Consider the following 25,618-nt stretch of genomic DNA (forward strand, 5'->3'; position numbering starts at 1 on the left):
AGGAATGAAAAGCGGCGGCGCGCAGGCATTCAGCTTTTTGCTGCAATGTCCTGCAATACGCGGCTGGCAAAAGCTTGCAGCGGCATGACGCCCAGATCGGCATTGCCCCTGCCGCGCACCGCCACGGTTTTGGCCTCTTTTTCCTTGTCGCCGACGACGAGGATAAAGGGCGGTTTTTGCAGCGAATGCTCGCGTATTTTATAGGTGATTTTTTCGTTGCGGAGATCGGTTTGCACTCGAATACCGCGCTCACGCAGCGCGGCGGCCACATATTCCACGTAATCGGCTTGCGCGTCGGTAATGCCGGTGACGACCACTTGCACTGGCGCCAGCCAGACGGGCATGGCGCCTGCGTGCTGTTCAATGAGAATGCCGATGAAACGCTCCAGACTGCCCACAATGGCGCGATGCAGCATGATGGGGCGGTGGCGCGCGCCGTCTTCGCCCACATATTCGGCGTCCAGCCGCTCCGGCAGGTTGGGATCGACCTGGATCGTGCCGCATTGCCATTCGCGGCCAATGGCGTCTTTGAGCGTGTATTCGATTTTCGGGCCGTAAAAAGCGCCTTCGCCAGGCAGATAAGTGAATTCGCAGCCTGAGGCGCGCAGTCCTTCGGCCAGCGCGTTTTCAGCCTTGTCCCAGCTTTCGTCGCTGCCAATGCGTTTTTCGGGGCGGGTGGAGAGCTTGTAGATGATGTGGTCGAAACCAAAATCCCTGTAAACCTTTTGCAGCAGCGTGGTGAAGGCCGTTACTTCGGACTGAATCTGGTCTTCGGAGCAGAAAATGTGCCCGTCATCCTGCGTGAAAGCGCGCACGCGCATGATGCCGTGCAGGCCGCCGGAAGGCTCGTTGCGATGGCAAGCGCCGAATTCGCCGTAGCGCAGCGGCAAATCGCGGTAGCTTTTCACGCCCTGTTTGAAAATCAGGATGTGGCCGGGGCAGTTCATGGGCTTGAGCGCGTAGTCGCGCTTTTCGCTTTCGGTGGTGAACATGTTTTCCCGGTATTTGTCCCAGTGCCCTGTTTTTTCCCAGAGCGATTTGTCCAGGATTTGCGGGCCTTTGACTTCCTGATAGCCGTTTTCGCGGTAAATGCGGCGCATGTATTGCTCCACTTCCTGCCAGATGATCCAGCCTTTGGGGTGCCAGAACACGGTGCCGGGCGAGTGCTCGTCAATATGGAACAAATCCAGCTCGCGCCCCAGCCGGCGGTGGTCGCGCTTTTCGGCCTCTTCCATGCGCTTGATATAAGCGTCGAGGTCTTTTTTATCGGCCCAGGCCGTGCCGTAAATGCGCTGCAATTGTTCGTTTTTGGCATCGCCGCGCCAGTAGGCTCCTGCCAGTTTGGTTAATTTGAATGCCTTGAGAAAGCGGGTATTGGGCACGTGCGGGCCACGGCACATGTCCACATATTCCTGATGAAAATACAGGCCCATCGCCTTTTCATTGGGCATGTCGTCAATCAGGCGCAATTTGTAATCTTCGCCGCGTGACTGAAAAACGCGAATGACTTCCGCGCGCGGCGTCATTTTCTTGATCACGTCGTAATCCTGCGCAATCAGCTCTTTCATGCGCTTTTCAATGGCGGCCACGTCTTCCGGCGTGAATGGGCGTTCGTAGGCGATGTCGTAATAAAAGCCTTCTTCAATAACCGGGCCAATCACCATTTTGGCGGTGGGATAAAGCTGCTTGACGGCGTGGCCGACCAGGTGCGCGCAGGAGTGGCGGATGATGTCCACGCCGTCTTTGTCTTTGGGCGTGATGATTTGCAGGCGGGCGTCGTGGTCAATCACGTCGCAGGCGTCCACCAGTTTGCCGTCCACGCGGCCTGCCAGCGTGTTGCGGGCCAGGCCGGGGCCGATGGACTGGGCGACTTCAGCCACGGAGACGGGGCCGGGATATTCGCGTTGCGAGCCGTCGGGAAGGGTGATGCGGACGGGGTGGGTCATGAGCGTTCTCTTTTCTTTCGGGCAATAAAAAAGCGCGGCAGCAGGCCCGCGCTTTTGGGTTTCGGCAAGTGATTCAGGCGCGCGCGAACCGGCGTTTCTCGCGGCCCGTGCATGCAAGGGCCGCGCAGATGGCGTGCGGGCGGGTTCGCGGTGTCATAACCAGATGTGCCTTTCCCGTTCCTTGTTGAATGTGGGGAGCCAAGCGGGCTTGAAAGCAGCGGATTCTAAAACCGCCGCATAGCGAAATGCTCTAGCCGCCTCGCGGCAGGCGGCGGCATGAGCGGGGAGTTGGCCGGCTGTTTGCTATTAGAAAAAAAGCAGATTGAAAGCATGAAAAAACGTTGAGGTCCTAGTGAAACTTGAAGAGTTCGCTATTAATAGATGAGCTATTTTTCTGCCGCTGCCCGGATCGATGAGGCTGGGAAGACAGACTGCTCGCAAACCAGCCATGCCAGGCCGTCAATTGCCCAGCAGCTGTGTTTGCAGGCGTTCGTCGCGCGTGAAGCGAAAGCGCGAGACCATGATGAGCTGGTCGGCGCGGTTGCGCATGGCCAGGCCGAAGGACTCGAAGGGGCCGGAAGACTGGGCGATGGCTTCGGCCAGACGGTCGAGGTGGCGGCTGCCGGAAGACTCGACGACTTCGGTGTCGAACACGCGGCCATCGTGGTTCACGGTGATCATCATGGTCAGCTCGCCGTAGAGTTTGCGGCCATTGATCTCGGGAAAGTTGCTGGTGCCGCGCGCTTCGATCTTGCGGCGCACGGTGTCGTAATAAAGGGCGTACATCTCCTCGCGTGTGGCGGGGCTGATGAAGCGCTTTTTGGGGCGGGAGTTTTCTTCTTTCACCGCGCGTTCGATTTCGGCCAGCATTTGCGACAGGTGCTTGCGGCGCTCTTCCTGCTCGATCACGTCGGGGTCGTTTTTGGGCTTGTCGGGCGAAGGCTTGGGCAGCGCGGCCACTTGTTTTCGCAGCTGGTCGAGCAGGCGGTTTTGCTGCTCGCGCATGGATTCGATCTGGCGCTGGGCTTCTTCGGTGGCGGCGTCGCCCAGTATGGCCTGCAAGGCAGGGGGCAGGGGGGTGGTGGCGCGCACGTCGGGCAGGGGGCTGTCGCCGCCGCCGGCCAGGTTGGCCTGGGCAATGGCCTGGGCCTTGGCGGGCGCTTCGTCGCCACGGGCATTGACGAGGATGACCTCCAGCGGCAAATCCTCGAACACGCGCCGGAAGCCTTCGGGATTGACGAAGCGGATGGTGAGCAGGCTGGCATGGATGAGCACCGAGACGATCAGCGCCCATTGCAGCGTGGAGAGGGATTTGAGACGGTCGAGATTCACGGGGCGGGATTATCCATTTGTTACCGGCGGCCGCCGCGCTGCTTTCCGGCCTTTTTTCAGCCTGCCGCAGCCACGCCCGGGGCTGGTTCGCCATCGCCATCGGCCAGATCAACGGCAATGGCGATGGGGCCGGCGCCGGCTTCTTCGGCCTCGTCTTCGGCTTCCGGCGGGGCGCTGGCGGGCGATGCGCTGAGCACTTCGGTCACGCTGCCGCTGACGTCCAGCGCGATGTCGTCGATGTGGCCGAGCTTCACGCGCACGAGCGAGCCGCGCGCCATGCCGCCGGTGCCCATCACGGTCAGGGTCAGCGGCAGTTCTTCGGCGCGCACCAGCCACGCGCCGCCGGCCTGCTCGCGCAGGGCGCTGGCGGTGAGGTGGGTGATGGCGTTTTGGCGCAGGTATTGCAGCGTCCAGAAGCGCTCCATCGCGGCCTGGTTTTGCGCGTAGGCGGTGTAGGCGGCGTCAAAGGCGCTGATGATGGCGAACAGCTGCGCGTCTTTGGGTTTGAAAGGCGCGGCCAGCGCGGCGGTGGCGCCGTGGCGCGCGCAGGCGATGAGCTGCCACTGGTTCACCAGATCGACATAGCGGCGCAGCGGCGAGGTGCTCCACGCATAGCTGGGCACGCCGATGCCCGCGTGCGGCAGGGCCTTGACGCCCATGCGCACCTTGATGCCGGGCGCCAGGCTGGCCTGGCTGCGGTAGATGGCGGGCACGCCCAGGCTGGCCAGCCACTGGCCCCAGGTGCTGTTGGCCAGGATCATGGCTTCGGCCACGATCAAGTCCAGCGGCGCGCCGCGCTGGCGCTGGGTGATGCGCACGCGCTCGCTGCCGGTGGGCAGGGCAGGGGCGGTCATGCCGTCTGTGCCTTCCAGCGCAAAGTTGTAGTCGGGGCGGCTGAAGTTTTCGGGCTTGCCGCGCACGGCTTCGCGCTGGGCTTTCAGGTGCAGCGCCAGGCGGTAGAGGAAGGCCAGCGTCTGGCGCGGCATGGGCAGCCCGGGCGGCTGTTCGTCCTGTGGTTTGTCTTGTGTTTGGGCGGGAGCAGTGAGCCATTCTTCGGTGATCAGGCCGTCCAGCCGGTCATGCCGCAAATTGGCGGCCACGGCCACGCGCTCCAGCCGGGTTTCGTGGCGCTTGATTTCCAGCGTGGCTTCGTCCAGCGTGACGTAGAGCGAGACTGCCGGGCTGGCCTGGCCCGCGTCCAGCGTGCAGGCGGCGACCACGCTGTCGGGCAGCATGGTGATTTTGTTGCCGGGCATGTAAACGGTGGACAGGCGCGCGCGCGCCACGCCGTCCAGCACGTCGCCGGGCGCAAGGGCCAGCGCCGGCGCGGCAATGTGGATGCCCAGCGTGACTTGCCCGCTGCCCAGTCCTTCGACGGAGAGCGCGTCGTCAATTTCGGTGGTTTGCGAGTCGTCAATGGAATACGCCTGCACGCCAGCCAGCGGCAAGTCATTTGCGGGCGCCAGCGCAGCGGCCAGCGCCTGCGGCGGAAATTGCGTGCCTTTGGGAAAGTGCTCGAACAAAAAGCGCTGCCAGTGAAACTGGTAGGCCGAGGCGATGGCGCCCGCGTTCTTCAGCAGCTCCAGCGGGGCCAGTTGCGTGGCGCGCGCCGCTTCCACCACGGCCTTGTATTCGGGCGCGTTTTTGTCGGGCTTGAACAAGATTTTGTAGAGCTGCGCTTCGATTTCCGCCGGACAGCGCCCGGCCGCCAGCTCGGCCGCCCAGGCGCTCACTTGCGCGGCAATCTGCTTTTTCTTTTCGATGGCCGCCAGCGCCTGCGCGACGATGTCGGCGGCGGCCTTGCGAAAACGCCCCTTGCCCGCGCGGCGAAAGTAGTGCGGCGCGCCATGCAGCGCCATCAGCATGGCCGCCTGCTCTGCCGCGCCGGGCGCGCCGCCAAAGTAATCGGCCGCCAGCGCGGCAAAGCCGAATTCGTCTTCCGGCGCGAATTCCCAGGCCAGCGGCAGCTCCACTTGCGCCGCCATTTCGCCCGCCTGCGCCAGCAAATCGGCGGGCGCGGGTTTGTCAAAACGCAAAAGCTGATTGGCCGCCTTGACTTTCACCCGCTTGCCCGAGTCCAGCTCCACCTGCGCCGATGCCTCGGCCTCCGAAAGAATGCGGCCCGCAAGAAATTTGCCCGCTTCGTCAAACAAAAGATTCATGGGCGCGGATTGTCACATCGAGCCTTGCCAGGATGCAGGCGCGCGCGCCCAAGAAGCCGCGCCCGGCGCCGCCGGCTTTTGCGTCTGCGCCCCGGGCTTTTTTCGCTGCATCCGGAGTTTGTTCTGGGCCTGGCTGCAAGAGGCAAAAGTGCGAAATCGTGATGGGCCGCAAGGCGCAAACCGCTGGCGGGTCTTGCTGCCCAATTGCAGCCCGGCGAGGAGGATGTGCAAGGCCCACGGGCGTCCGAGTTCGCACTTTTCGCACCTGCGGACGGATTTTGAACAGGCTCTTAGAGCAGACTGGGTTAGCCGCTATCGCCTTTGAAGCGCAGAAATGAGCGCCTTCGCTTCCTGGCGTTGCCAGAATCAGGCTTTCGCAGCCTTTGACCCGGAGATTTCATGTTCCGCATCACCCGCCAGACTCCTTTGCCGCTTCACAGCGTGGCTGCCACGCGCCGGATGGAGCATGCGGCCATGCAGGTCCTTGCGGCGCACACGCTCATGCAGCGCGCGGGGCTGGCTGCCGCGCGGCTGGCGCTGGCGCTGGCGCCTCATGCGCGCGTGATCTGGCTGGCTTGCGGCCCTGGCAACAACGGCGGCGACGGGCTGGAAGCCGCCATGCATCTGCACGCCTGGGGCATGCACCCGGTGGTGAGCTGGCTGGGCGAAGAAGAGCGCTTGCCGCCCGATGCGCGCTGCTCGCTGCAGCGCGCGCGCGCCGCTGGCGTGCTCTTTACGGATGAGCCGCCTGCCGGGCTGGGCGCGCAAGACTTGTGCGTGGACGCGCTGCTGGGCATAGGCGCTACCCGCCCGCCCGAAGGGCGCATGGCCGGCTGGCTGGCGCACATGCATGCCAGCGCCGCCCGCGTGCTGGCGCTGGATGTGCCCACAGGTCTCAACGCCGACACCGGCCACATGGCCCAGCCCTTGCCTGCGCCACGGGCCGAGCGCCACACGCTCACGCTGCTCACGGCCAAGCCGGGGCTTTTCACCGCGCATGGGCGCGATGCCTGCGGCACGGTGTGGTTTGACGACCTGGGCGCGCCCGCCGCCCTGCCCGCTGGCGAGCCGCCTGCCGCCTGGCTGGGCGCCCAGCCTGCCGCGCCGGCGCCGCCCGCCGCCTGCCGCCCTCATGCCAGCCACAAGGGCTGTTTTGGCGATGTGGCCGTGATTGGCGGCGAGTGCAGCGCCGCGCGCGGCACGGCCATGACGGGCGCGGCCTGGCTGGCTGCCAGCGCCGCTTTGCACGCGGGCGCGGGGCGCGTGTATGTCTGCCCGCTGGCTGACGCAGGCGAGCCGGCGCCTGCCGCCTGGGCGGCGCTGCCGGAGCCGGAGCTGATGCTGCGCCGCTTTTCGGCGCTGGAGCTGCGCGCCATCACCGCCGTGTGCGGCTGTGGCGGCGGCCAGGCCGTGCAAGCCGTGCTGCCGGCGGTGCTGCGCGCCTGCCCGCGCCTGGTGCTGGATGCCGATGCGATCAATGCCCTGGCGGCCAGCACGGCTTTGCAGGCCGCCGTGCGCCAGCGCAGCGCCGAAGGCCATGCGACCGTGCTCACCCCGCACCCGCTGGAGGCTGCGCGCCTGCTTGGCAGCAGCGCCAGCGCCGTGCAGCAAGACCGGCTGGCCGCCGCACGCACGCTGGCCGCGCGGCTGGATGCCGTCGTTGTTCTCAAAGGCTCCGGCACCGTCATCGCCGCGCCCGGGCAGCCGCCGTGCATCAACCCCACCGGCAATGCTCGCCTGGCCACGCCCGGCACGGGCGATGTGCTAGCCGGCCTGATTGGCGCCCGCCTGGCCGCAGGCGCACACCCCTGGCCTGCCGCCTGCCAGGCCGCCTGGCAGCATGGCGCGCTGGCTGATGACTGGCCCGCCCTTCAGTCCCTGACGGCAGGCGAGCTGGCCCGCCGCCTGCGCCCTTGAAAACCTGTTCAGAGAGTCGGCCCGCCGCTTGGCCGCAAGTGCGAGAAAACGGTTCGGAATGGCAAGCCGCAGGCGGCGGGGGTGCGGCGTTTTCCGTCTCTATTTCGCTCCTCTATCCATAGCAATACGTCCTAGTGGAGATTGCGCCAGACGGTATTTGGCCCCCGCTATTTTTGCTCCTGTTATTGATGCTGTCTGGCAGGCAGCGGGCCGCCCGCTCCGGGCTTGCGGCGCGCTTCGGGACCTGGCTGCGGGCAGGCCTTGAAAGCGTCGCAACAAAGCGCCGCCCGCCCTTTGCGGCGATGGAGAGGAACCTGCATGGCCGCTGCTTGCACGCATTGATTTCCGTCAATCTGGCGCGTCTTTGCATGAAGGGTTTTATCCCATAGCCGAAGCGCGCGTTCCCGCTTACATTGGCCTTGCTGTAGACCGCACTTTTGACAAGGAGGTAATTGCATGGCTCAGCCTTCGAACCCTTTTGCGTCTTTTGGCGCGTGGCCCTGGATGGGACAGACGCAGCCGTTCGCGCCCATTTTCAAAATGCCCTGGCAAAGCGACTGGATGGGCGACTGGGCCAGAGCCGTGCAGTCATTGCAGCAGGGCGACGCGCCCAATCCGCTGCCGCCCGCCATGCCGGTGCTGCGCTTTGCGCCGGAAAAACTGCGCGAGTTGCAGGACGAGTACATGAAGGAAGCCACGGCGCTTTGGAACCGCAGCTTGCAAGCGCCGCCTGAAATCAAGGACCGCCGCTTCAAGGGCGAAGCCTGGAAGCAGAACCCGGTGGCGGCCTGGACGGCGGCGCTGTACCTGCTCAATGCCCGCACGCTGATGGCGCTGGCCGACGCCGCCGAGGGCGACGCCAAATCCAAGGCGCGCCTGCGTTTTGCCACCGAGCAGTGGATTGCGGCGGCCGCGCCGAGCAACTTTCTGGCCTTCAATGCCGAAGCGCAGCAAAAGGCGCTGCAAACGCAAGGGCAGAGTCTGGCGCAGGGCCTGGCGAACATGGTGCGCGACATTCAGCAAGGCCATATGTCGATGACCGACGAGAGCCAGTTTGAAGTGGGCCGCAACGTGGCCACGACCGAGGGCGCCGTGGTGTTTGAAAACGAGCTGTTCCAGCTGCTCGAATACAAACCGCTGACGGAAAAAGTGCATGAAAAGCCGCTGCTCATCGTGCCGCCGTGCATCAACAAGTTCTACATCCTGGACTTGCAGCCCGACAACTCCTTCGTGCGCTACGCCGTGGCGCAAGGAAACCGCACTTTCGTGGTGAGCTGGCGCAACGCCGACGAATCGCTGGCGCAAAAAACGTGGGACGACTACATCGAGCAGGCCGTCATCACCGCCATCGAGCAGGTGCGCGACATCACGGGCGCGGAACAAATCAACGCGCTGGGCTTTTGCGTGGGCGGCACGCTGCTGACCACGGCGCTGGCGGTGCTGACGGCGCGGCACGCCAAGGCCAAGGGCCGCAAGAGCGCCTTCCCCGTGGCCAGCGTCACGCTACTGACCACGCTGGTGGACTTTGGCGACACGGGCGTGCTGGATGTGTTCATCGACGAGCCTTCCGTGCAGTTCCGCGAATTGCAGATGGGCAAGGGCGGCCTGCTCAAGGGCAAGGAACTGGCCAGCACTTTCAGCTTTTTGCGGCCCAACGATCTGGTCTGGAATTACGTGGTGGGCAACTACCTCAAGGGCGAAACGCCGCCCCCGTTTGACCTGCTGTACTGGAACAGCGACTCCACGAACCTGCCCGGCCCCTTCTACGCCTGGTATCTGCGCAATACCTATCTGGAAAACAACCTTGTCAAGCCCGGCAAGCTCACCGTGTGCGGCGAAAAAGTCGACTTGCGCAAGCTGCATGTGCCGTTTTACGTGTATGGCTCGCGCGAAGACCACATCGTGCCCATCGGCGGCGCTTACGCCAGCGCGCAGGCGCTGCCCGGCGAGCGGCGTTTCGTGATGGGCGCTTCCGGCCACATCGCCGGCGTGATCAACCCGCCCCAGGCCAACAAGCGCAACTACTGGCTGCGCGAAGACGGCCAGTTGCCTGCCGACGTGGACCAATGGCTGGAAGGCGCTACCGAACACCCCGGCAGCTGGTGGCCCGACTGGTCTGCATGGCTGGCCGCCCACGCTGGCAAGCAGGTGCCCGCGCCTGCCAGCTATGGCCGCAAGCCCATTGAACCGGCTCCGGGGCGCTACGTGAAAGTCAAGGCCTGAATCGGGACGCCTGCCGGCCGCCTCGCATGGGGTTTTTCATTTCATGCAAGGCGGCCTGGCGGGCGGGCAGGCCGTCGTCGGCTGTCAGCGCCAGTGGAGTGGACGCTGACCAGCCATTTTTTCAAAGCAAAGGAGGACCTCCACATGAACCAGAAAGTTGCCTACGTGACAGGCGGCATGGGCGGCATCGGCACCGCCATCTGCCAGCAACTGCACCGCCAAGGCTTCAAAGTCGTCGCAGGCTGCGGCTTGACGCGCGACTACAAGAAGTGGCTGGACGAGCAAGCCGCGCAGGGCTTCTCCTTTTACGCCAGCGTGGCAGACGTGGCTGACTGGCAATCCACCGTAGATGCCTTCGCACGCGTCAAAGAAGAGCATGGCGGCGTGGACGTGCTGGTGAACAACGCCGGCATCACGCGCGACCGCATGTTCGTGAAAATGACGCGCGAAGAATGGGACGCCGTCATCAACACCAACCTCTCGGGCGTGTTCAACGTGACCAAGCAGGTGGTTCCCGACATGGTGGCCAAAGGCTGGGGCCGCATCATCCAGATCAGCTCCGTGAACGGCAGGAAAGGCCAGGCCGGGCAGACCAACTACTCCGCCGCCAAGGCGGGCATGCACGGCTTTGCCATGGCGCTGGCGCAGGAGCTGGCGGGCAAGGGCGTGACGGTCAACAGCGTCAGCCCCGGCTACGTTGGCACCGACATGGTCAATGCCATCCGGCCTGATGTGCTTGAAAAAATCGTGGCGGCCATCCCCGTCAAACGCCTGGGCACGCCGCACGAAATCGCCTCCATCGTCGGCTGGCTGGCCGGTGAAGACTCGGGCTTTACCACCGGCGCCAATTTCTCGTGCAACGGCGGCCTGCACATGGAATAAGGGCGCGGCCTTCCATCCCTGAGCACCCATGAAAAAAGCCCGCTTGATGCGGGCTTTTTTATGGCTCACGCGGCAAACGGGCCGCCTGGCTCATTTCAGCGACAACACCCATGCGGCCAGTTGCTGCGCCTCTTCATCCGACACCCGGTTGGGCGGCATGGGAATGGCGCCCCATTTGCCCTTGCTGCCATTTTTGATGCTGTCAGCCAGTTTGCCAGCATCTCCGCCCTTGGCGGCGATGTCCTTGAAGCTAGGCCCCACCATTTTCTTTTCTACCGAATGGCAGGCCAGGCAGTTCTTGGCCTTCGCCATGCCCTCGTCGGCCACAGCCGGGCCGGCAGCTGCCACGCAGGCCAGTGCAAGCAGAAGGTGTTTCATGGTCTGTGTTCCTCTTGTCATGGGAGAAGTTAAGCTACGCCTCAACAACGCGGCTTGCCTGCGCACGGTTGACAGCAAGCCTGGCAGCCAGTTTGCCGGGTTGTGAAAACAAACATTTCGACAGAGGAATAGCAATGTATCTGGTGGGTCTGGGCGTCATTTTCATGCTGCTGAAATATTTTGAGGTGTCTCCCGTGGCCGAATGGTCGTGGTGGTGGGTGCTCTCCCCCTTTGCGGGTGCCTTTGTCTGGTGGAACTGGGCCGATGTCACAGGCTACACCAAGCGCAAGGCCATGGAACGTGAAGAGCGCGAACGCATGGAACGCAGAGACCGCCAGATGGAAGCCATTGGGCAAAAGCCCCGCAGCCGCAGACGCTAGCCGCCTGTTCACAATTTGGCCGCAAGGGGGGGCGAAAATGCGGCTCAGGCGGCAGGCGCGCAGCGTTATTTTGCTCCTTTATCAATAGCGATACGTCCTAGTGCAGAGTGCGCGAGAGCCACTTTTTGCCACCTTTATTTAGCTCCTCTTTTCGATACGTCACCGCGCTTGCCAGAGCGTCTGCCGCAGCATCTGCCGGCCCGTCCCGCGCCTTGCCTGCCTGTCAAGGCGCTTCCCGCTTCGTCACGCTTTTCATGAACGCCACTGAACCCCAATCCGCCTGGCAAGGCCCCCGCTGGGCGCTTGCCATTTTGCTGGCCATTCTGGGCATGCTGGGTCCCTTTTCCATCGACACCTACATCCCTGCTTTTGATGCCATCGCCCAGGCCACCGCTGCCAGCCCCACGCAAATGCAGCAAACCCTCTCGGCCTATCTGTTCGGCTTCGCGTTCATGAACCTCTTTCACGGCGCGCTTTCCGACAGCCTGGGCCGCCGTCCCGTCGTGCTCGGCGGCTTGGTCGTCTTCACCCTCGCATCCATCGGCTGCGCCCTGGCGCCCAATGTGGAGCAGCTCATCGTCTGCCGCGCCCTGCAAGGCTTTTCCACTGGCGCGGGCATCGTGGTCTCGCGCGCCGTCGTGCGCGACATCTTCCGCCCTGCCGAAGCGCAGCGCGTCATGAGCCAGATCACCATCTTCTTTGGCGTCGCGCCCGCTGTCGCTCCCATGATCGGCGGCGCGCTCTCGCACACCTTGGGCTGGCATGCTGTTTTCTGGTTTCTTGCCGCTATTGGCGCGGCGCTGTGGCTGATCAACTTCCGTCTGCTGCCCGAGTCGTTGCCGCTGGCGCAGCGCCAGCCTTTTCGCGCAGGCGATCTCTTGCGCGGCTACGCCCAGCTGGCAGGCAATGGGCGTTTCATGCTGCTGACGCTGGCCTCCGGCGTGCCTTTCAACGGCATGTTTCTCTACATCCTGGCGGCGCCGGCCTTTCTGGGCGGCATTCTGGGGCTGGCGCCCACGCAGTTTTTCTGGTTCTTCTTTTTCAGCATTGGCGGCATCATGGGCGGCTCCTGGCTTTCCGGCCAGAAGGCCGGGCGCGTGCCGCCCCGCCGCCAAATCCGCGATGGCTTTGTCATCATGACCGCCATCTCGCTCATCAACCTGGCTGCCAGCGCCCTGCTGCCGCCCAGCGCATGGTGGGCTTTTGTGCCCATCGCCATTTTTTCCTTTGGCTGGGCGCTCATGACGCCCGCTGTCACCTTGCTGGCGCTGGATGTCGTTCCTTCCCGCCGGGGCATGGCCTCTTCCTTGCAGGCGGCCTTCAGCTCCGCCGTCAATGGGCTGGTGGCAGGCGTTGTCGCGCCGCTGGTCATGCACTCGGCCATGACCCTGGCGCTGGCCTCTTTCTCCTTCCTCCTCGTTGGCTTGGCCGCGTGGCAGCTCTTGCGCTGGCGCTGGCCTGAAACGGGCCGTGTCAGCTAGCAGCGCTGCGAACCCGCCCGCAGCCTGCTCATGGGCGTGTCTTCATAGGTGTGAAGCCGGGTCGCAAATATGGCGCAGGGCCGTTTATGGTTTGCGCCTTGCTCCCTCTCATTACCGCCAGGCAATTGGATCGTCAAAAAAACAGTGCCGCTCATTTGGCGTGATGAAAAAGAAGGTTTCAGGCCATCGTGAAATGGATCGCTATTTCAATCGGGAATGGATGGGTTGATTGCCCCAAAAAGAGAATATCAGTCCCCTGTGGCTTATCAATATCCGGCTCCTAGAGTGAAACAGCATGATTTCTTCCGCCGGTTCTGAAAATGGTCCAGGCGCCAGACCGGGTGAAATAAGCATTTGAAAAATCCACCTGTTTCCAAGCAGAGCGCATATCGGCGCGCATGACATTTGCCTTTGAAACGGCCTCTACAATGCCCGGTCGCTTTTCGCAGGTTTTGAAGAAGGAGACATCTGCCATGAATGAAACCGTCTGGCCCTTGCTGGCTATTGCCGTGGGGGCTTATTTGCTGGGGTCGCTCAGCTTTGCCGTCATCGTCAGCCGCGCAATGGGACTGGCGGACCCGCGCAGCTATGGCAGCGGCAATCCGGGGGCGACAAACGTGCTGCGCTCCGGTTCCAAAAAGGCGGCGGCGGCCACGTTGCTGCTGGATGCTTTCAAGGGCTGGCTGCCTGTGGCGTTGCTGGGGTGGTTTGGCGCGGGCTTGCCGCCTGCTGCTGCAGCCGTGGCGGGGTTGGCGGCGTTTCTGGGGCATCTGTATCCGGTGTTTTTCGGCTTCAAAGGCGGCAAGGGGGTGGCGACGGCTGCGGGAGTGATTCTGGGCTGGCAGCCGCTGCTGGGCCTGGCGGTGGTGATGGTCTGGGTGAGCGTGGCGCTGGTTTCGCGCTATTCCTCGCTCGCGGCGCTGACGGCTGCCGTGCTGGCGCCCGCCCTGTATCTGGCGGGCAATGGCTGGCTGTGGCAAGCCAACGCGGCGGTGTTGATGGCGCTGTCGCTGATGGGGCTGCTGCTGCTGTGGCGGCACCGCGAAAACATGCGCCGCCTGCTGGCGGGCACGGAATCGAAGATCGGGAGCAAGAAGAAATGAATGCCCGCCGCCGCGCCGCGCTGGCGCTGCTGGCAAGCTGCGCCGTGGGCTTGGCAGGCCCGGCGCTGGCAGCAGGCAGCGCGGAAACGGCGGCCCCTGCGCACGCCCTGAAGCTGGTGCGGGCCGCCCGCGCGCAAATTGGCGTGACCACGCACTATGACGGCGCTTACCGCCGCATCCGCTACCCGATGGGCGATGTGCCTGCGCAAGCGGGCGTGTGCACGGACGTGGTGGTGCGCGCCTGGCGCGCGCAGGGCGTGGATTTGCAGCAGCTCGTGCACGAAGACATGCGCCGCGCCTGGCCCGCCTACCCGAAGCTGTGGGGGCTGAAGCGCCCCGATACGAACATTGACCACCGGCGTGTGCCCAATCTGGCCGTGTTTTTCCGGCGGCGGGGCCAGTCGCTGCCCGCCAGCCGCCAGCCGGGGGATTACCGGCCCGGCGACATGGTGACCTGGATGCTGCCAGGCAACCTGCCGCATATCGGCATCATTTCCGACCGCAAAAGCGCCAGCGGCACGCCGCTGGTCATTCATAACGTGGGCGCAGGCACGCAGGAAGAAGATGCGCTGCTGCGCTGGCCGGTGACGGGGCATTACCGCTACCGGCCATGAGCCGGGCGCCCGTCCTGGGAAACAGGAAAAAAAGCGGCGGAAAACGGAGCGCGCACCCCTGAAAAAAGGAGCAAATTCAAAGGGGCAAAAAACGGGCCTTGCGCCCGTTTCACTAAGACCCCATGCTATGAATAAAAGAGCGAAAACAGGCGTTTTCTCTCGTCTGTTTTCGCCTGCCGCGTTCAGTAGCAAATGCTGTTGTTGCTGCTCATGCGGATGATGTTGGCCATGGACACGCCGGGCGTGAGGATGGGCTTGAGCCGCTCGCGCGTGCGGATGTCGTAGGGAATGATCTGCGGATAGCCCTCGTCGATGGTGATGAGCGCGGTTTTGCTGTCGCCCGTGACCCAGACGTTGGTGACTTCGGCCACGAAGCGGAAGACTTTGCGGTCTGCCGGGTCTTTGAGGGACTGGAACATGATGCCCTTGTCGCCAGCGAGCACCCAGGTGCTTTCCAGCCAGCCGCTGCGAATGAAGCGGGGCGAAAAATCCACGGTGAAGCGTTCGGGCTTGTCGCTGCCGCTTTCGAGGTCAAAGTGGGCCATCTGGCCTTCTTTGTTGCCGAAAATGACATTCTTGGTATAGAAGTCGATATACGGCATGAGCATGGGCTTGTAGGTGTTCGTGGTGGTGCGCATGGAGCCGGTGCTCAGCAGCTTGTCGCTTTCGGGAAAGTAGACCAGCCCTTCGTTGCCGTCTTCCGTGGTCATGGTCAGCAGATAGTCTTCGGGGCTGGCAATGCCCACGTCAAAACCGCGATTGGTTTTGATGCGGCCCGAGAAATCAATTTCATCCCATTTGGATTTGGCGCTGTCTTTTCCGTATTTATGGAAAATGCGCGGCTTTTCTTCATCCAGCACCCAGAACGACTGGCTGAACGAGCTGAACAGCAGAAAATAAAAGGAATCCAGGACGGTTTTCCGGTTGGGCGAATCAAACTTGCGGTCAAAGACCTTGAGCGTGAATTCGTCGTAGTCAATCATGCCCACGCAGTCGCGCATGCCCAGGGCCACCAGCTTGGATTGCGGCACAAAAAAGATTTGATAAACCGGCGCAGGCAATTTCATGCGCGTGGTTTCGCGCGTTTTCAGGTTGAAAAAGCAAATTTGCGTGGCTTCGGGCGATGCAACGGCCATCATGGCGTCGTCGCGCGCCATTTCAAAAACGTGGGGGCGAATGCCGAAATCCAGCGATTCAACGTGCTTGCCCGAGATGAGGTCAATCACGCTGATGAAGTTGCTCATCTTGTCGGCAACGAAAACATAACGCGTGGGTTCATAAAGCGATGGGGCCGCAGGAGCGGCTGGCGTGGCGCTGGCCCATGCGCCTGCATGCGCCAGGGCCATGCTGCTGGCTGCCGAGAGAACGAAATCGCGTCTTTTCATGGGGCTTTCTCCTGCAAAAAAATGGCGGCATTGCAGCCGCCATTGCTTAAATGCTGATTCGTCTCAGAACCTGTGCCAAGTCCGTTCGTGTGTGTGAAAAACGTGGACCCGGGCGGTATGCGAACAGGTTTTCAAGAACGATCAGTGCTTGCCATGACCGCCGCCGTGGGCGTCATTGGCGCTGTTGGGGTCGATGCCGGCGTCTTTCATCACGTCTTGCACCGACTTGACCACGGCTTCGCAAGAGGCCTTGGTGTTGTCGCTGAAATAAAGCGTCATGGTGTGCTTGCTGCCGATTTCGGGCTTTTTCGCCACGTCAAACAGCATGACGTGATCGCCGCCTTTTTTGAACACGCGCTCGCCAGCGTTGATCTTGACGTCGGTCATTTGCGTCATGGTCATGACGCCATCTTTCATGACCATGCTGTGCAATTCAATGCGCTGGGAAACGCTGGGCACTTCGGCCTTGACCACGTCCACGGCCGGGCCGGTGTGGACGATGCGCGCGAACGCGCCCGTCATGTCTTTGCCGGGCAGCACTTCCTGAATGGCGCAGTCTTTCAGCTCGGTGTGCGAGGCGTCTGCGGCTTGCGCTTGCACGGCCAGCAGGGCGGCGGCCACAGCGACGGCGTATTTGATTTTCATTGGATGCTCCTTTCAGTGGTGAGTTGAAAAAAAACGGAGATCGCCAGAGGCAACGGATTTACCAATTGCCCCCGGCCGGTGCGGTGTTTATTGGCTTGCAGCAGCGCATTGGGCGTATTCGGCCAGTGCGTCGGTCTTGTCAATCATGCCGCTCTTGGCTGCGGCCATCTTGCCGTTTACAAACAGGCCGGTGAAGGGCAGGCCGGGCGCGCCCAGGCGCTGAAGCACGTCACTGCCTTGTGTGCGGGTTTGCGGCAGATTTTTCAGGCCCATCTTGGCAAACAGGGTGGCGATGTCAGGCTCTTTGTCGCCCAGATTCAGGGTTTGAACCTTCATGGCCTTCTGGCTGGCGGCCAGTTTGTCGAGCAGGGGCAATTCCGTGCGGCAGGGCGCGCACCACAGCGCCCAGAGATTGAGGAGAACGACTTTGTCTGCCGGCGCGTCAGCCATCACGTCTTTCAGCGCCACGGCTTGCTTGGCGGCCTCGAAGCCGGCGGGCAGGGCGCAGGCTGCTTTGCCATTTGCGGCGGCGGGCGCAGCTGTTTGCGGCGTGTCCTGTTTGTCGCTTTCAGGCGCGGCGGCTTTGGGAGCAGCGCCGCCTTTGCCATCGCCCAGCACCTTGTCCAGCGCTTCGGTCAAGCCTTTGGCGCCAATCTGGTAGTCAAACACGTCCATCAGCTTGCGATCAGGGTCGATGAGGTAGATCAGGGCGCTGTGATAGACGGTGTAGCTCATGCCCGGCTTCGGGTTGTCCACTTTCTTGCCGTCCATGCGGTAACCGAAGGTGGCGCCCAGCTGATCCGCCAAAGCCTGGATGTTTTTCATCTCGCCCGTCAGGCCGACGATGCGCTCGTCAAAAAAGCGGGTGTAGGTGTTGAGGCGCTCTACGTCGTCATTCACCGGATCGATGGTGACGAAGATGGGCTGGATGGCGTCCGGGTTTTTGAGGGCCTTCATGACCAGGCCATATTCATACAGCGTGGTCGGGCAAATGTCCGGACAGGAGGTGTAGCCAATGGCCAAAAGCAGGTATTTGCCCGGGTAGCTCTTTTGCGTGACAGGCCCGTTTGCGTCCCGGAGATCAAACGTGATGTCGCGCGCCTGGGCGGCGCCGGCCCACAGTCCGAATATGCAAAGGCAAACTGCCATCCACTTCCTGAGCATGTTCATCACTGTGTCTCCTTGCCTGAATGACTGCTGGCCAAGCAGCCGTGAAATTTCTGGTTTCCGGTTGCCTGAAGAAACAGCCCGCCCCGGAAAAAGCGGGCTGCTGGAAAGGAACTGTTTTTGGCGGAGCCGCCAGACTCCGCCCTGGCAGATGGCCGCAATATAGCTCGCGGCCATCCGTCATGCCGCCTTATTCCTTGTAGGCGCGCGGAGCAACGAGCTGCTCCATCAGGTTGTTGTCCCACTTGCCATCAACCTTCACGTGAGCCAGGGCGCCCAGGTTCACGGATTCGATCAGGTTGTGGTTCAGGTACACATACACGCCAGGCTGGTGGAAGGTGTACATGGCCGCGCCGGTGGAGCCGGCTGCAATGGCCCAAGTTTCCAGGTTTTGAGCGGGTGGATCAGCCAGATTGCCGCGTTCCCACACATAGTCGCCGTGACCGCCGATCAGGTGAGGATACGAAAAGCGGTTGGCCTGCGAGTGGTAGAACATGACGGTTTCGCCCACTTTGGCGGTCATGGCTTTTTCGCCCGTGTAGGCGTATTTGCGGTCGCCAAACACGATATGGCTGGGAATCAGCTTGTCCATGACTTCCTTGTCTTCGGCCATGGATTCGGCAGCGGTGGCAAAGCGTTTGAAATTGCCTTTTTCATCCCTGGGCAGGTAGAAGTCCTGCTCGCCAATGTAATAGGCCTTGTCGTACGTGATGGATTTGCCGTTCTTGTCTTTCAGGCCGCCTTTGGGCAGCACGGTGATGGCGCCGTTCATGCCATGCACCACGTGCCAGGGAATCATGGGGCCGCCAGGAGCGCAGTGGTACACGAAGGTGCCGGGCTTGGAGGCCTTCCAGCGCACCACCACTTCCTGGCCGGGCTGCACGTGGGTCAGCTCGCCAGCGCCCAGAGCGCCGGTGGAAGCGTGGAAGTCAATGTTGTGAACCAGCTGGTTCTTGGCCATGTTCTTGAGCGTCAGCTCAACATAGTCGCCTTCGTGCACGATGATCATCGGGCCGGGCACGGTGCCATTGAAAGCAAAAGCCCACATGAACACGCCAGGCTCAACTTCAATTTCTTTTTCCTCAATCGTCATTTCCACCTGCACCACGCGCGGGGCGGCGGGCGATTTGAGGGAGTGTTCAGGCACGTTCGGTGGAGCGACCAGCGTTTGCTTGACGCGCTGGAGCTTGTCGATGCTGGGAGAAGCCTTGATGACTTCATAGCCAGGCAGGCCGCCCGTGGTGGACACAACGGGATCAGCGGCAAAGGCGGATGTGCCCATCAGGCATGCGCCAATGGCCGAGCAAAGCAGTGATTTGCGGATGGTGGTTGCTTTCATGGTCGAAGACCCTCTCTTTCGTTGCAGAAACCGCTGTTTAGCAAGTGGCCAGACCCCCGCCAGCCACCCAAAAACATTGGTGGAAGAATGGTAATCAAAGCCGTGGCATGGGTTCTTCTGCGAAATTGATTCAGGTTAATTTATTCATGTGTAACCGCATGATGCGGGGTGCATCAAAGAAAAAAGCCCCGCCAGCTTCTGGCGGGGCTTTTGGCAACGGACGGTTTACAGGCCACCCGTCTTCTGCTTTTACTTACCGTGAAAGACTGTTGTGACGGCTATCGAAAGGTGCGAGGAAGGAGTCGTTCTGTTGCCAGCTTGCAGGGCCGCTGTCATTGCGGATATTGCGCTTGCGATCCAGCGCCTTGTGTAGCTGCTGGCGCGCCTGTTGCAGGCGTGCCAAGTCTGACGCAGTGCTGTCGTGGATGCCAAGAAAGCGCGAACGCAGAGTCTCAGCTGGCGGCAATGCTGCGCCTGGCGAAAGCAGAAAGTAGGCAATGCCGCATTGCGACAGCAACTGGTGCTTGAGATTGCTATGGGCTGCTGAAACGCCGCTAGGGCCCGCCACGTCCACACAGCCCAGCACGCGGCCTTCGTCACTGCAAATCGTGAAAGTGCAGTACAGACTGTTGAGCATCTCGAACCAGTCGCGCGCCTCTTCGCCCCGGCGTGGCACTGTAAAGCGGGTGATAGGCATCTTCACCATGATCATGCTTTCAGGAAAGATGTGCGCCAATTGCAGCCATACGCTGCGCTCCAGCGTGTTGAGCACGGGGCGAGCACTCAACGGCCACTGCTCAGGAGGCACGCGCAGCTTGCGCGCGGCATGGGCATGATGTTGCGCCTTGCCTTCATCCGATCGCCACAGCAGCCAGAAAGCGGCAACTGCAGCCAGCACAACCGCCAGCAGCACCAGCCAGAAAAACCAATGTTCAAACAGATTCATATCGCGCGATGCCTTGAATGTACGTAAGCGCAAACTCCATCATCATTGTTCGATTGTTCGTAACTTCCCATATTTTATTTGTCATGGCAACTCACTGTGTTTGCCTTGCTTCAGAGCTTCTGATTTTCGGGCAGTCTCATCATTTGCGCTGGCTTGGGACCGCTTCTGAAGGCGAGGTCATCCACAATTGCGTCAAACCAATGCAATAGTCATCAAGATACAACAGAATTCAACAAGATGTGAGACGTCGCTTGATGTCAGCAGCTTGTTGCAGAAAAGCGTAGAGACCGACGGCGCAGGCGTTGCAGACACAGTCAATAAACAGAAGCTTCATGCTGCTCCAAATGCCGGGAGCGCTTTTAAAAACAGAAGCAAATACAGGGTGCCCAAAATGACCCTGAGCGCAATTTCCACTAGGACGTATTGCTATCGATAAAGGAGCTAAAAAGTCCAGCCTACGAGCAGACTTTGAGTGCCTATCCACAGCTCATGCGTGAATGCGAAAGTGCGGATTCGCAGTCTTCTGGGGGGCGGCCTTGGGCGCCGCGAATCCTCGCTGGGTCTCAAGCAGGCTGCAAGGCTGTCTGCAATCTGCACCTTGCGGCCATCCCAGCCCGCTGTCCATCAAGGCCAGACTTTGAACAGGCTCTCAGAACAGCGCCTTGCTGAGCCAATAACCCAGCGCGGCCACGAAGGCGCTGGCCGGAATGGTGAGCACCCAAGCCCAGATGATGTTGCCTGCCACGCCCCAGCGCACGGCGGAGGCGCGCTGCGCGGAGCCTACGCCGACGATGGCGCCGGTGATGGTGTGCGTGGTGGACACGGGCACGCCCAGCGCGGTGGCGAAAAACAGCGTGAGCGCGCCGCCCGTTTCGGCGCAAAAGCCGCCCACGGGCTTGAGCTTGGTGATCTTCTGCCCCATCGTCTTGACGATGCGCCAGCCGCCAAACATGGTGCCTGCCGCAATGGCTGCGTAGCAGCAAATCACCACCCAGGCGGGCGGCGCATCGGCTCCTGCTGCGCTGTAGCCGGTGGCCATGAGCAGCATCCAGATGATGCCGATGGTTTTTTGCGCGTCGTTGCCGCCGTGGCCCAGGCTGTAGGCCCCGGCGGAGAGCAGTTGCAGGCGGCGGAACCACCGGTCCACTTTTTTGGGGCGCATGCGGCGAAACAGCCACGCCACCAGCACCAGCGTGAGCGAGCCGAGCACGAAGCCCAGAAGCGGCGAGATGAAGATGAACGCCACCGTTTTGAGAATGCCGCCGGCCAGCAGCACGCCCGCGCCCGCCTTGGCCGTGGCCGCGCCGACGATGCCGCCGATGAGCGCGTGCGAGGAGCTGCTGGGGATGCCGTAGTACCAGGTGATGAGGTTCCAGGCCACGGCGCCCGTGAGCGCGCCAGCGACCACATGCGCGTCCACCACGCCGGGCTGCACGATGCCCTTGCCCACGGTGGCGGCCACGGATAGGTGAAAGATGGCCACGGCCAGCAGGTTGAAGCAGGCGGCAAAAACCACGGCCTGCGTGGGGCGCAGCACGCCCGTGGAGACGACGGTGGCGATGGAGTTGGCCGCGTCGTGAAAGCCGTTCATGAAGTCAAACGCGATGGCCAGCGCCACCAGCATGACGACGGCCCACAGGGCCACTTGGGCGGTTTCCATGGATTTGGGGCCTTGGTCGCGGGTCAGGAGTTTTCGAGGATGACGCCTTCGATCTGGTTGGCCACGTCTTCGCACTTGTCGGTGACGGTTTCCAGCAGCTCGTAAAGGGCCTTGAGCTTGATCAGCTCGCGCACGTCAGGCTCTTGCCGAAAAAGCTTGCTCATGGCCTCGCGCAGCAGGCGGTCGCCCTCGGACTCCAGGCGGTCAATTTCTTCGCAGAACTTCAGCGCCGCATCGGCCGCCGCCTGCTCGGCCACGCGCGGCAGCAGGGCGACCGCGTCGCGCACGCGCTCGCAGCATTGCATGCACAAGGCGGTGAGCTGGGCCACTTCGGGCGTCATGTGCTGCACGTCATACAGCGTCATGGCTTCGGCGCAGTCTTGCAGCAAGTCGGCCACGTCGTCCATCTGATTGATGAGGGCGTGGATCTGCTCGCGGTCGATGGGCGTGATGAAAGTGGTGTGAACCAGGCGCGTGACTTCGTGCGTGACACGGTCGGCGGCGCGCTCGGCCCCGTCCACCTCGCGGGTGTGCTGCTGGCGCATCGCCGCATCGCCGTAGTGCTCCACCAGCCTGCCAAACGCCTGGGCCGCCTCGACCACGTGCTCAGCGTGCCGGTTGAACAGTTCAAAAAAATTGCCCTCCTTGGGCATCAGTTTGCTGAACAGCATGAAGTGAACCTTGTTGCGTTGGGTGGCGCTTGATGGCGCTCGAATAACCGGGGCAAACAAGTTTACTTGCGCCCGGCCGTGGGCCGCCCTGATCGCGGCGGAGCGGAGCTGGTGCACGGCTCGCCGTCAGACTCAAAAACAAGAGCGAATTTCAAGGGATAGAAAACGGGTTCCGCGCAGTTTCCACTAAGACCTCATGCTATGGCTTTGCGTGCAGCAGGGTTTGGCGAAGGCGTTGAAGCATTGGGCTGTCCCGCTCAGCCTCAAGGGCCGCAATTGCTATCCATTTTTCTGCATCTTCTCCTAAATCTATAGCAAGGTTTCCAGCAATTACGGGGCTTAGATGCCCTTTCCTTTTTGCGTCGGTGAAAACGCTTGGAGTGGTGTTCAGGCGACGGCTCCAGTCGGAGGCGGAACGGCGCGATAAAGCGTGTTTCAGCAGATCCACGGTTTTTTGCATCACATTTCTTTCTGGTTGTCAATGGTTTTTTTATTTTACGCATAGTGCGAACTTTTGTTTACGTGCGGCGCGTAAATCGTTAGATTTCGTGCCGTGCGTAAACAAAACACCCTCACCCCCCGCCGCCCGCTCCTGAAGCGTCTTTACGTGCTGGAGCGTCAGCTTGACTTGTTTGGTTTTGCGCCGTGGGAGCGAGACGCTCTCATGGGGCGGGACTTCTCACGTGGAGAACGCAGGGGGAAAGCGGCAAGCGGCGCGGCCGCTGCTGGGGGCTTGCACACGGCGGCGGCCGCGCCGCTTGCGGCGGCCCCGGTGGTAAACACGGGAAACACGGGGAGAACCTACAAATGACGAGACCGTCCAAGTCGTGCCTTGTCATTGAAGGCAAGCAAGTCAAGTTGAGGCTTCAGGCGGAAAAAAGCGAAGGGGTGGGCGTCGTGCATGTTGACTGGCTGCGTTTTACCGCAGACATGCGCTACGCAGACGAAGGAGGCGTAGACAAACTTTTCCCCCTGCCCGGGTACTTCGACGGCAACTACTGGGAAGTCAAAGAGAAGGAGCGTAACTTCGCTTTGCAAAAACTGCGCGAAAGCGAAGTTTTTGACCCGGCCTGTCAGGCCCTTGAACTTGCCGAAAGCGTGGCCCGCGCGCTCGGCGAAGGGTTTGAGGTAGACACCCAAATCGGCAAGGGATACGACTTTTACGCGCATCGCTGGCAGATCACGTTGGAGGACAAGGAAGTCGGCTGGGTCGGCTTCGGCGCAAGCGGAGACAGTCCCAATCAAAAACGGCAAGCGCAAACCCTGCACGTCAATTTATATGGCGCAGCCTGCACATACGCCAAAAGTGGATGGCGGCAAGAAATCAGATCATTGATTGACCGGATAAATGCCCGCATCACCCGCATCGACCTCGCCCTGGACTGGTTCGATGGCTACGAAGGGGGCATTGAATCAGTTCGGGACGACTACACGGCGGGACACTGTGACGTAGGCGGCAAGCGACCCAAGTGCAGTTTTGCCGGCGACTGGTGCAACGGCAACTCTCGAAGCTTCTACATCGGGAGTAAGGAAGCCGGGAAACAAACCAACGTTTATGAAAAAGGTCATCAACTATTTGGCCCCGAAAGCGGGGACGAATGGTTGAGATTCGAACTGCGCTACGGAAACAAGCTGCGCTACATCCCCTCGGAAGTTCTCACTGACCCCGACAGCTATTTTGCTGGAGCGAGCGACTGGCATGCCAGCGTCTTGCGCAAGCAAAAAAGCCTGCAACACCCCAAACCTATCAAATGCGAGCAGCGGCTCGGAGAAGAAACAGTTGATGCAGCGGTTAGCCGCAAACTCAAATGGTTCGAAACCGTAGCCGCGCCCACATTCAAGGTCATTTTCCGTTATTTGCCAAATGAAAAGCTCTTGCAGCTATTCATGGACAAAAAACGCCCCGCCTCACTATTTGGCTTTTCCGAAAGACAAATAGAGAGCGCATTCAAACGCATCTACGGCTTACCGGTTGGGGAACCCTGCCCACTCCCTGCATAACCGTCTTCATGGGCATTTTCAAGGAAACACACCATGCAATTCAACCAAGAAATCATCGTCCACGGCATCAAGGAAAGCAAAGGCAGCATTGAAGGCCGCGCCTACGACAGCACCGTTTTTCACGTAGAGGCCGATTTGAAGGCAAACGCCTCCGGGCGGGCAGTCGGCAAATCGACCACGCCCATGAATTGCGGGACATCAGAAGAATTTGCCAAATGGATGCATTTGGAAAAGCATTTTCCGATTCGCGCGATTGGATCTTTCGAGATCCAATCCAATGGCAAGGGCGAAACATCATTGCAGCTGCTGGCCATACGCCCCATTGAAAAAGCTGCTGCTGCTCCGGCCAAATGACAAGGCTGATTGTCCAATCACTGGAAACCGGCCGGTTTCTGTGCCCGTCTTTGGAAGACGGGCAACCGGTCTGGGAAACCTCGCTGATGAAAGCCGGTGGCGGGGTAGTGCGGGATAGGGAACGGGCAATGCAATTGGCCGTTGACTATGCCGAAATCGGAGAGCCGATCCAGATCATTGATCTGGATCGACTCGGGACGGCAAACGACTATGACATTTCATAGCGAGATCAGGCCCATTGCCTCGCGTGCGGGGCAATGAGCCGCAATTTCGCGGCATTTTTACAAGGACTTTTTTATGACACTCAAACTCACTGCACGCAAAACCGGGGCAGCAATCGGCACCGGGCTGATGGTAATCGGCACGGCGGCCAATGCCGCGCTACCGACGGAATTGACCGGAGCAATCACGGATATGGGCGTTGACCTTAAGACAGCGGGCGTAGCCGTGATTGTGGCGATGGCTGCTTTCTGGGCTATCAAGGTTGTTGGTTCCAAGCTCGGTCTCTGGGCGCGTGGTTAATGCAGGCGGGCATGACTGCTCTGTATAGAGGGATTTGCTACCCCGAAGCGGATGCCGCGAAACAGGCGGCATGCTCGGCTGCATCAACCATCTGGGGGGACAAAGACGCGGTTTACAGCGTTGAATGCGCCTCCCAGACATTTGGCGGCTCTGACATGACGCTTTGCAAAAGAGTCAATGGCGGGGCCTGCCAAATGCTCACCCAGCCCTATCCCACTTTTCCCGAATGCAGCCATTCAGGCGGATATGACATGGCTGCGCAATGGTTTTATCTGGTTCTTCCTTTGTTCATATTCGTTTTTTACATCAGGCGCTTGATGAATATTTTCGGAGAGAATGAATAATGATAGTGCCTGAATCTTTTTTATGGTGTATTGTTTTTCATAATGTGCTGATAGTGATAGCCATGTTTTGGGGTCTTTCAAACCTTTCAAAAGAAGAATAATATGTCTTATTCAGAATATCAATTCATTCAGACATTTATTTTTGCCCTTGTTATGTTTGCATTGG

24 protein-coding genes are annotated in these 25,618 nt (G+C 61.1%); 11 read left to right on the plus strand and 13 right to left on the minus strand.

The features are described 5' to 3' along the window. Window positions 1–29: 29 nt before the first annotated feature. The 3 genes from thrS to ADJ79_RS10400 form a co-directional block, all read right to left on the minus strand. Window positions 30–1,946, minus strand: a complete 1,917-nt coding sequence (gene thrS, locus ADJ79_RS10390) for a threonine--tRNA ligase (RefSeq protein WP_050715900.1) — start codon at window positions 1,944–1,946, stop codon at window positions 30–32. Between the two features lie 459 nt (window positions 1,947–2,405). Beyond that, a complete protein-coding gene (locus ADJ79_RS10395; RefSeq protein WP_050715901.1) occupies window positions 2,406–3,278 on the minus strand; it encodes an energy transducer TonB in 873 nt (290 codons plus the stop codon). A gap of 56 nt (window positions 3,279–3,334) precedes the next feature. Next, window positions 3,335–5,440, minus strand: coding sequence for a ribonuclease catalytic domain-containing protein (locus tag ADJ79_RS10400; RefSeq protein WP_050715902.1), 2,106 nt, complete (start codon window positions 5,438–5,440; stop codon window positions 3,335–3,337). 399 nt (window positions 5,441–5,839) lie between these two features. On the opposite strand from ADJ79_RS10400, the gene ADJ79_RS10405 reads away from it, so the two are divergent. From ADJ79_RS10405 to phbB, 3 genes are all read left to right on the plus strand, one after another. After that, window positions 5,840–7,357 (plus strand): bifunctional ADP-dependent NAD(P)H-hydrate dehydratase/NAD(P)H-hydrate epimerase, encoded by a 1,518-nt coding sequence (locus ADJ79_RS10405; protein ID WP_050715903.1) that lies wholly within the window; start codon window positions 5,840–5,842, stop codon window positions 7,355–7,357. Window positions 7,358–7,813: 456 nt separating this feature from the next. After that, on the plus strand, window positions 7,814–9,580 hold the full coding sequence (gene phaC, locus ADJ79_RS10415) for a class I poly(R)-hydroxyalkanoic acid synthase (protein WP_371256846.1): 1,767 nt from the start codon (window positions 7,814–7,816) through the stop codon (window positions 9,578–9,580). Between the two features lie 144 nt (window positions 9,581–9,724). Next, window positions 9,725–10,462, plus strand: a complete 738-nt coding sequence (gene phbB, locus ADJ79_RS10420) for an acetoacetyl-CoA reductase (protein ID WP_050715905.1) — start codon at window positions 9,725–9,727, stop codon at window positions 10,460–10,462. Window positions 10,463–10,552: 90 nt separating this feature from the next. On the opposite strand, the gene ADJ79_RS10425 is transcribed toward phbB, so the two are convergent. Then, window positions 10,553–10,840, minus strand: a complete 288-nt coding sequence (locus ADJ79_RS10425) for a c-type cytochrome (RefSeq protein ID WP_050715906.1) — start codon at window positions 10,838–10,840, stop codon at window positions 10,553–10,555. 134 nt (window positions 10,841–10,974) lie between these two features. On the opposite strand from ADJ79_RS10425, the gene ADJ79_RS10430 reads away from it, so the two are divergent. Together ADJ79_RS10430 and ADJ79_RS10435 are read left to right on the plus strand one after the other, a co-directional pair. Then, on the plus strand, window positions 10,975–11,220 hold the full coding sequence (locus ADJ79_RS10430) for a TIGR04438 family Trp-rich protein (RefSeq protein ID WP_050715907.1): 246 nt from the start codon (window positions 10,975–10,977) through the stop codon (window positions 11,218–11,220). Window positions 11,221–11,474: 254 nt separating this feature from the next. Continuing rightward, window positions 11,475–12,701 carry a multidrug effflux MFS transporter gene (locus ADJ79_RS10435; protein ID WP_050715908.1) on the plus strand — a complete coding sequence of 409 codons (1,227 nt, stop codon included), beginning with the start codon at window positions 11,475–11,477 and terminating at the stop codon, window positions 12,699–12,701. Window positions 12,702–12,981: 280 nt separating this feature from the next. On the opposite strand, the gene ADJ79_RS14410 is transcribed toward ADJ79_RS10435, so the two are convergent. After that, entirely contained in the window at window positions 12,982–13,176 is a 195-nt protein-coding gene (locus ADJ79_RS14410; RefSeq protein WP_156304138.1) for a hypothetical protein, read from the minus strand. On the opposite strand from ADJ79_RS14410, the gene plsY reads away from it, so the two are divergent. After that, the gene (gene plsY, locus ADJ79_RS10440) at window positions 13,175–13,804 is read left to right on the plus strand and encodes a glycerol-3-phosphate 1-O-acyltransferase PlsY (protein WP_050715909.1); all 630 of its coding nucleotides are present in this window, start codon (window positions 13,175–13,177) and stop codon (window positions 13,802–13,804) included. The two genes, ADJ79_RS14410 and plsY, sit on opposite strands and share 2 nt — an antisense overlap. Continuing rightward, on the plus strand, window positions 13,801–14,418 hold the full coding sequence (locus ADJ79_RS10445) for a DUF1287 domain-containing protein (protein WP_082203257.1): 618 nt from the start codon (window positions 13,801–13,803) through the stop codon (window positions 14,416–14,418). The genes plsY and ADJ79_RS10445 overlap by 4 nt, the downstream gene beginning before the upstream one ends. Window positions 14,419–14,600: 182 nt before the next feature. On the opposite strand, the gene ADJ79_RS10450 is transcribed toward ADJ79_RS10445, so the two are convergent. From ADJ79_RS10450 to ADJ79_RS13315, 8 genes are all read right to left on the minus strand, one after another. Next, window positions 14,601–15,803 (minus strand): YncE family protein, encoded by a 1,203-nt coding sequence (locus ADJ79_RS10450; protein WP_050715910.1) that lies wholly within the window; start codon window positions 15,801–15,803, stop codon window positions 14,601–14,603. 141 nt (window positions 15,804–15,944) lie between these two features. Then, the gene (locus ADJ79_RS10455; protein ID WP_233199723.1) at window positions 15,945–16,448 is read right to left on the minus strand and encodes a copper chaperone PCu(A)C; all 504 of its coding nucleotides are present in this window, start codon (window positions 16,446–16,448) and stop codon (window positions 15,945–15,947) included. A gap of 87 nt (window positions 16,449–16,535) precedes the next feature. Continuing rightward, window positions 16,536–17,618 carry an SCO family protein gene (locus ADJ79_RS10460; protein ID WP_253273814.1) on the minus strand — a complete coding sequence of 361 codons (1,083 nt, stop codon included), beginning with the start codon at window positions 17,616–17,618 and terminating at the stop codon, window positions 16,536–16,538. Between the two features lie 187 nt (window positions 17,619–17,805). Next, window positions 17,806–18,954 carry a copper-containing nitrite reductase gene (gene nirK, locus ADJ79_RS10465; RefSeq protein ID WP_050715911.1) on the minus strand — a complete coding sequence of 383 codons (1,149 nt, stop codon included), beginning with the start codon at window positions 18,952–18,954 and terminating at the stop codon, window positions 17,806–17,808. Between the two features lie 253 nt (window positions 18,955–19,207). Further along, entirely contained in the window at window positions 19,208–19,900 is a 693-nt protein-coding gene (locus ADJ79_RS10470) for a DUF2726 domain-containing protein (protein ID WP_050715912.1), read from the minus strand. Between the two features lie 649 nt (window positions 19,901–20,549). Then, window positions 20,550–21,560 (minus strand): inorganic phosphate transporter, encoded by a 1,011-nt coding sequence (locus tag ADJ79_RS10475; RefSeq protein WP_050715913.1) that lies wholly within the window; start codon window positions 21,558–21,560, stop codon window positions 20,550–20,552. 23 nt (window positions 21,561–21,583) lie between these two features. Beyond that, window positions 21,584–22,231: a DUF47 domain-containing protein gene (locus ADJ79_RS10480; RefSeq protein ID WP_050715914.1), complete on the minus strand. Its 648-nt coding sequence runs from the start codon at window positions 22,229–22,231 to the stop codon at window positions 21,584–21,586. Between the two features lie 199 nt (window positions 22,232–22,430). Beyond that, window positions 22,431–22,691 carry a hypothetical protein gene (locus ADJ79_RS13315; RefSeq protein WP_082203258.1) on the minus strand — a complete coding sequence of 87 codons (261 nt, stop codon included), beginning with the start codon at window positions 22,689–22,691 and terminating at the stop codon, window positions 22,431–22,433. 347 nt (window positions 22,692–23,038) lie between these two features. Between ADJ79_RS13315 and ADJ79_RS10485 the strand changes: the two genes are divergently transcribed. From ADJ79_RS10485 to ADJ79_RS14415, 4 genes are all read left to right on the plus strand, one after another. Continuing rightward, the gene (locus ADJ79_RS10485) at window positions 23,039–24,232 is read left to right on the plus strand and encodes a replication initiation factor domain-containing protein (RefSeq protein ID WP_156304139.1); all 1,194 of its coding nucleotides are present in this window, start codon (window positions 23,039–23,041) and stop codon (window positions 24,230–24,232) included. 33 nt (window positions 24,233–24,265) lie between these two features. Further along, complete coding sequence (locus ADJ79_RS10490; RefSeq protein WP_050715916.1) at window positions 24,266–24,586, plus strand: hypothetical protein; 321 nt, start codon at window positions 24,266–24,268, stop codon at window positions 24,584–24,586. 297 nt (window positions 24,587–24,883) lie between these two features. Beyond that, on the plus strand, window positions 24,884–25,108 hold the full coding sequence (locus tag ADJ79_RS10500) for a major capsid protein (protein WP_050715918.1): 225 nt from the start codon (window positions 24,884–24,886) through the stop codon (window positions 25,106–25,108). Window positions 25,109–25,119: 11 nt separating this feature from the next. After that, the gene (locus ADJ79_RS14415; RefSeq protein WP_156304140.1) at window positions 25,120–25,452 is read left to right on the plus strand and encodes a hypothetical protein; all 333 of its coding nucleotides are present in this window, start codon (window positions 25,120–25,122) and stop codon (window positions 25,450–25,452) included. Window positions 25,453–25,618 lie beyond the last annotated feature (166 nt).

This window comes from Ottowia sp. oral taxon 894, from assembly GCF_001262075.1.
GTDB lineage: Bacteria > Pseudomonadota > Gammaproteobacteria > Burkholderiales > Burkholderiaceae_C > Ottowia > Ottowia massiliensis.

Bases quoted from the DNA above. Each gene is read 5' to 3' on its own strand.
- thrS (WP_050715900.1), bottom strand. From the start codon at position 1,946: ATGACCCACCCCGTCCGCATCACCCTTCCCGACGGCTCGCAACGCGAA.
- ADJ79_RS10400 (WP_050715902.1), bottom strand. From the start codon at position 5,440: ATGAATCTTTTGTTTGACGAAGCGGGCAAATTTCTTGCGGGCCGCATT.
- ADJ79_RS10405 (WP_050715903.1), top strand. From the start codon at position 5,840: ATGTTCCGCATCACCCGCCAGACTCCTTTGCCGCTTCACAGCGTGGCT.
- phaC (WP_371256846.1), top strand. From the start codon at position 7,814: ATGGCTCAGCCTTCGAACCCTTTTGCGTCTTTTGGCGCGTGGCCCTGG.
- phbB (WP_050715905.1), top strand. From the start codon at position 9,725: ATGAACCAGAAAGTTGCCTACGTGACAGGCGGCATGGGCGGCATCGGC.
- ADJ79_RS10425 (WP_050715906.1), bottom strand. From the start codon at position 10,840: ATGAAACACCTTCTGCTTGCACTGGCCTGCGTGGCAGCTGCCGGCCCG.
- ADJ79_RS10430 (WP_050715907.1), top strand. From the start codon at position 10,975: ATGTATCTGGTGGGTCTGGGCGTCATTTTCATGCTGCTGAAATATTTT.
- ADJ79_RS10435 (WP_050715908.1), top strand. From the start codon at position 11,475: ATGAACGCCACTGAACCCCAATCCGCCTGGCAAGGCCCCCGCTGGGCG.
- plsY (WP_050715909.1), top strand. From the start codon at position 13,175: ATGAATGAAACCGTCTGGCCCTTGCTGGCTATTGCCGTGGGGGCTTAT.
- ADJ79_RS14410 (WP_156304138.1), bottom strand. From the start codon at position 13,176: ATGGCAGATGTCTCCTTCTTCAAAACCTGCGAAAAGCGACCGGGCATT.
- ADJ79_RS10445 (WP_082203257.1), top strand. From the start codon at position 13,801: ATGAATGCCCGCCGCCGCGCCGCGCTGGCGCTGCTGGCAAGCTGCGCC.
- ADJ79_RS10450 (WP_050715910.1), bottom strand. From the start codon at position 15,803: ATGAAAAGACGCGATTTCGTTCTCTCGGCAGCCAGCAGCATGGCCCTG.
- ADJ79_RS10455 (WP_233199723.1), bottom strand. From the start codon at position 16,448: ATGAAAATCAAATACGCCGTCGCTGTGGCCGCCGCCCTGCTGGCCGTG.
- ADJ79_RS10460 (WP_253273814.1), bottom strand. From the start codon at position 17,618: ATGAACATGCTCAGGAAGTGGATGGCAGTTTGCCTTTGCATATTCGGA.
- nirK (WP_050715911.1), bottom strand. From the start codon at position 18,954: ATGAAAGCAACCACCATCCGCAAATCACTGCTTTGCTCGGCCATTGGC.
- ADJ79_RS10470 (WP_050715912.1), bottom strand. From the start codon at position 19,900: ATGAATCTGTTTGAACATTGGTTTTTCTGGCTGGTGCTGCTGGCGGTT.
- ADJ79_RS10475 (WP_050715913.1), bottom strand. From the start codon at position 21,560: ATGGAAACCGCCCAAGTGGCCCTGTGGGCCGTCGTCATGCTGGTGGCG.
- ADJ79_RS10480 (WP_050715914.1), bottom strand. From the start codon at position 22,231: ATGCTGTTCAGCAAACTGATGCCCAAGGAGGGCAATTTTTTTGAACTG.
- ADJ79_RS13315 (WP_082203258.1), bottom strand. From the start codon at position 22,691: ATGCAAAAAACCGTGGATCTGCTGAAACACGCTTTATCGCGCCGTTCC.
- ADJ79_RS10485 (WP_156304139.1), top strand. From the start codon at position 23,039: ATGACGAGACCGTCCAAGTCGTGCCTTGTCATTGAAGGCAAGCAAGTC.
- ADJ79_RS10490 (WP_050715916.1), top strand. From the start codon at position 24,266: ATGCAATTCAACCAAGAAATCATCGTCCACGGCATCAAGGAAAGCAAA.
- ADJ79_RS10500 (WP_050715918.1), top strand. From the start codon at position 24,884: ATGACACTCAAACTCACTGCACGCAAAACCGGGGCAGCAATCGGCACC.
- ADJ79_RS14415 (WP_156304140.1), top strand. From the start codon at position 25,120: ATGACTGCTCTGTATAGAGGGATTTGCTACCCCGAAGCGGATGCCGCG.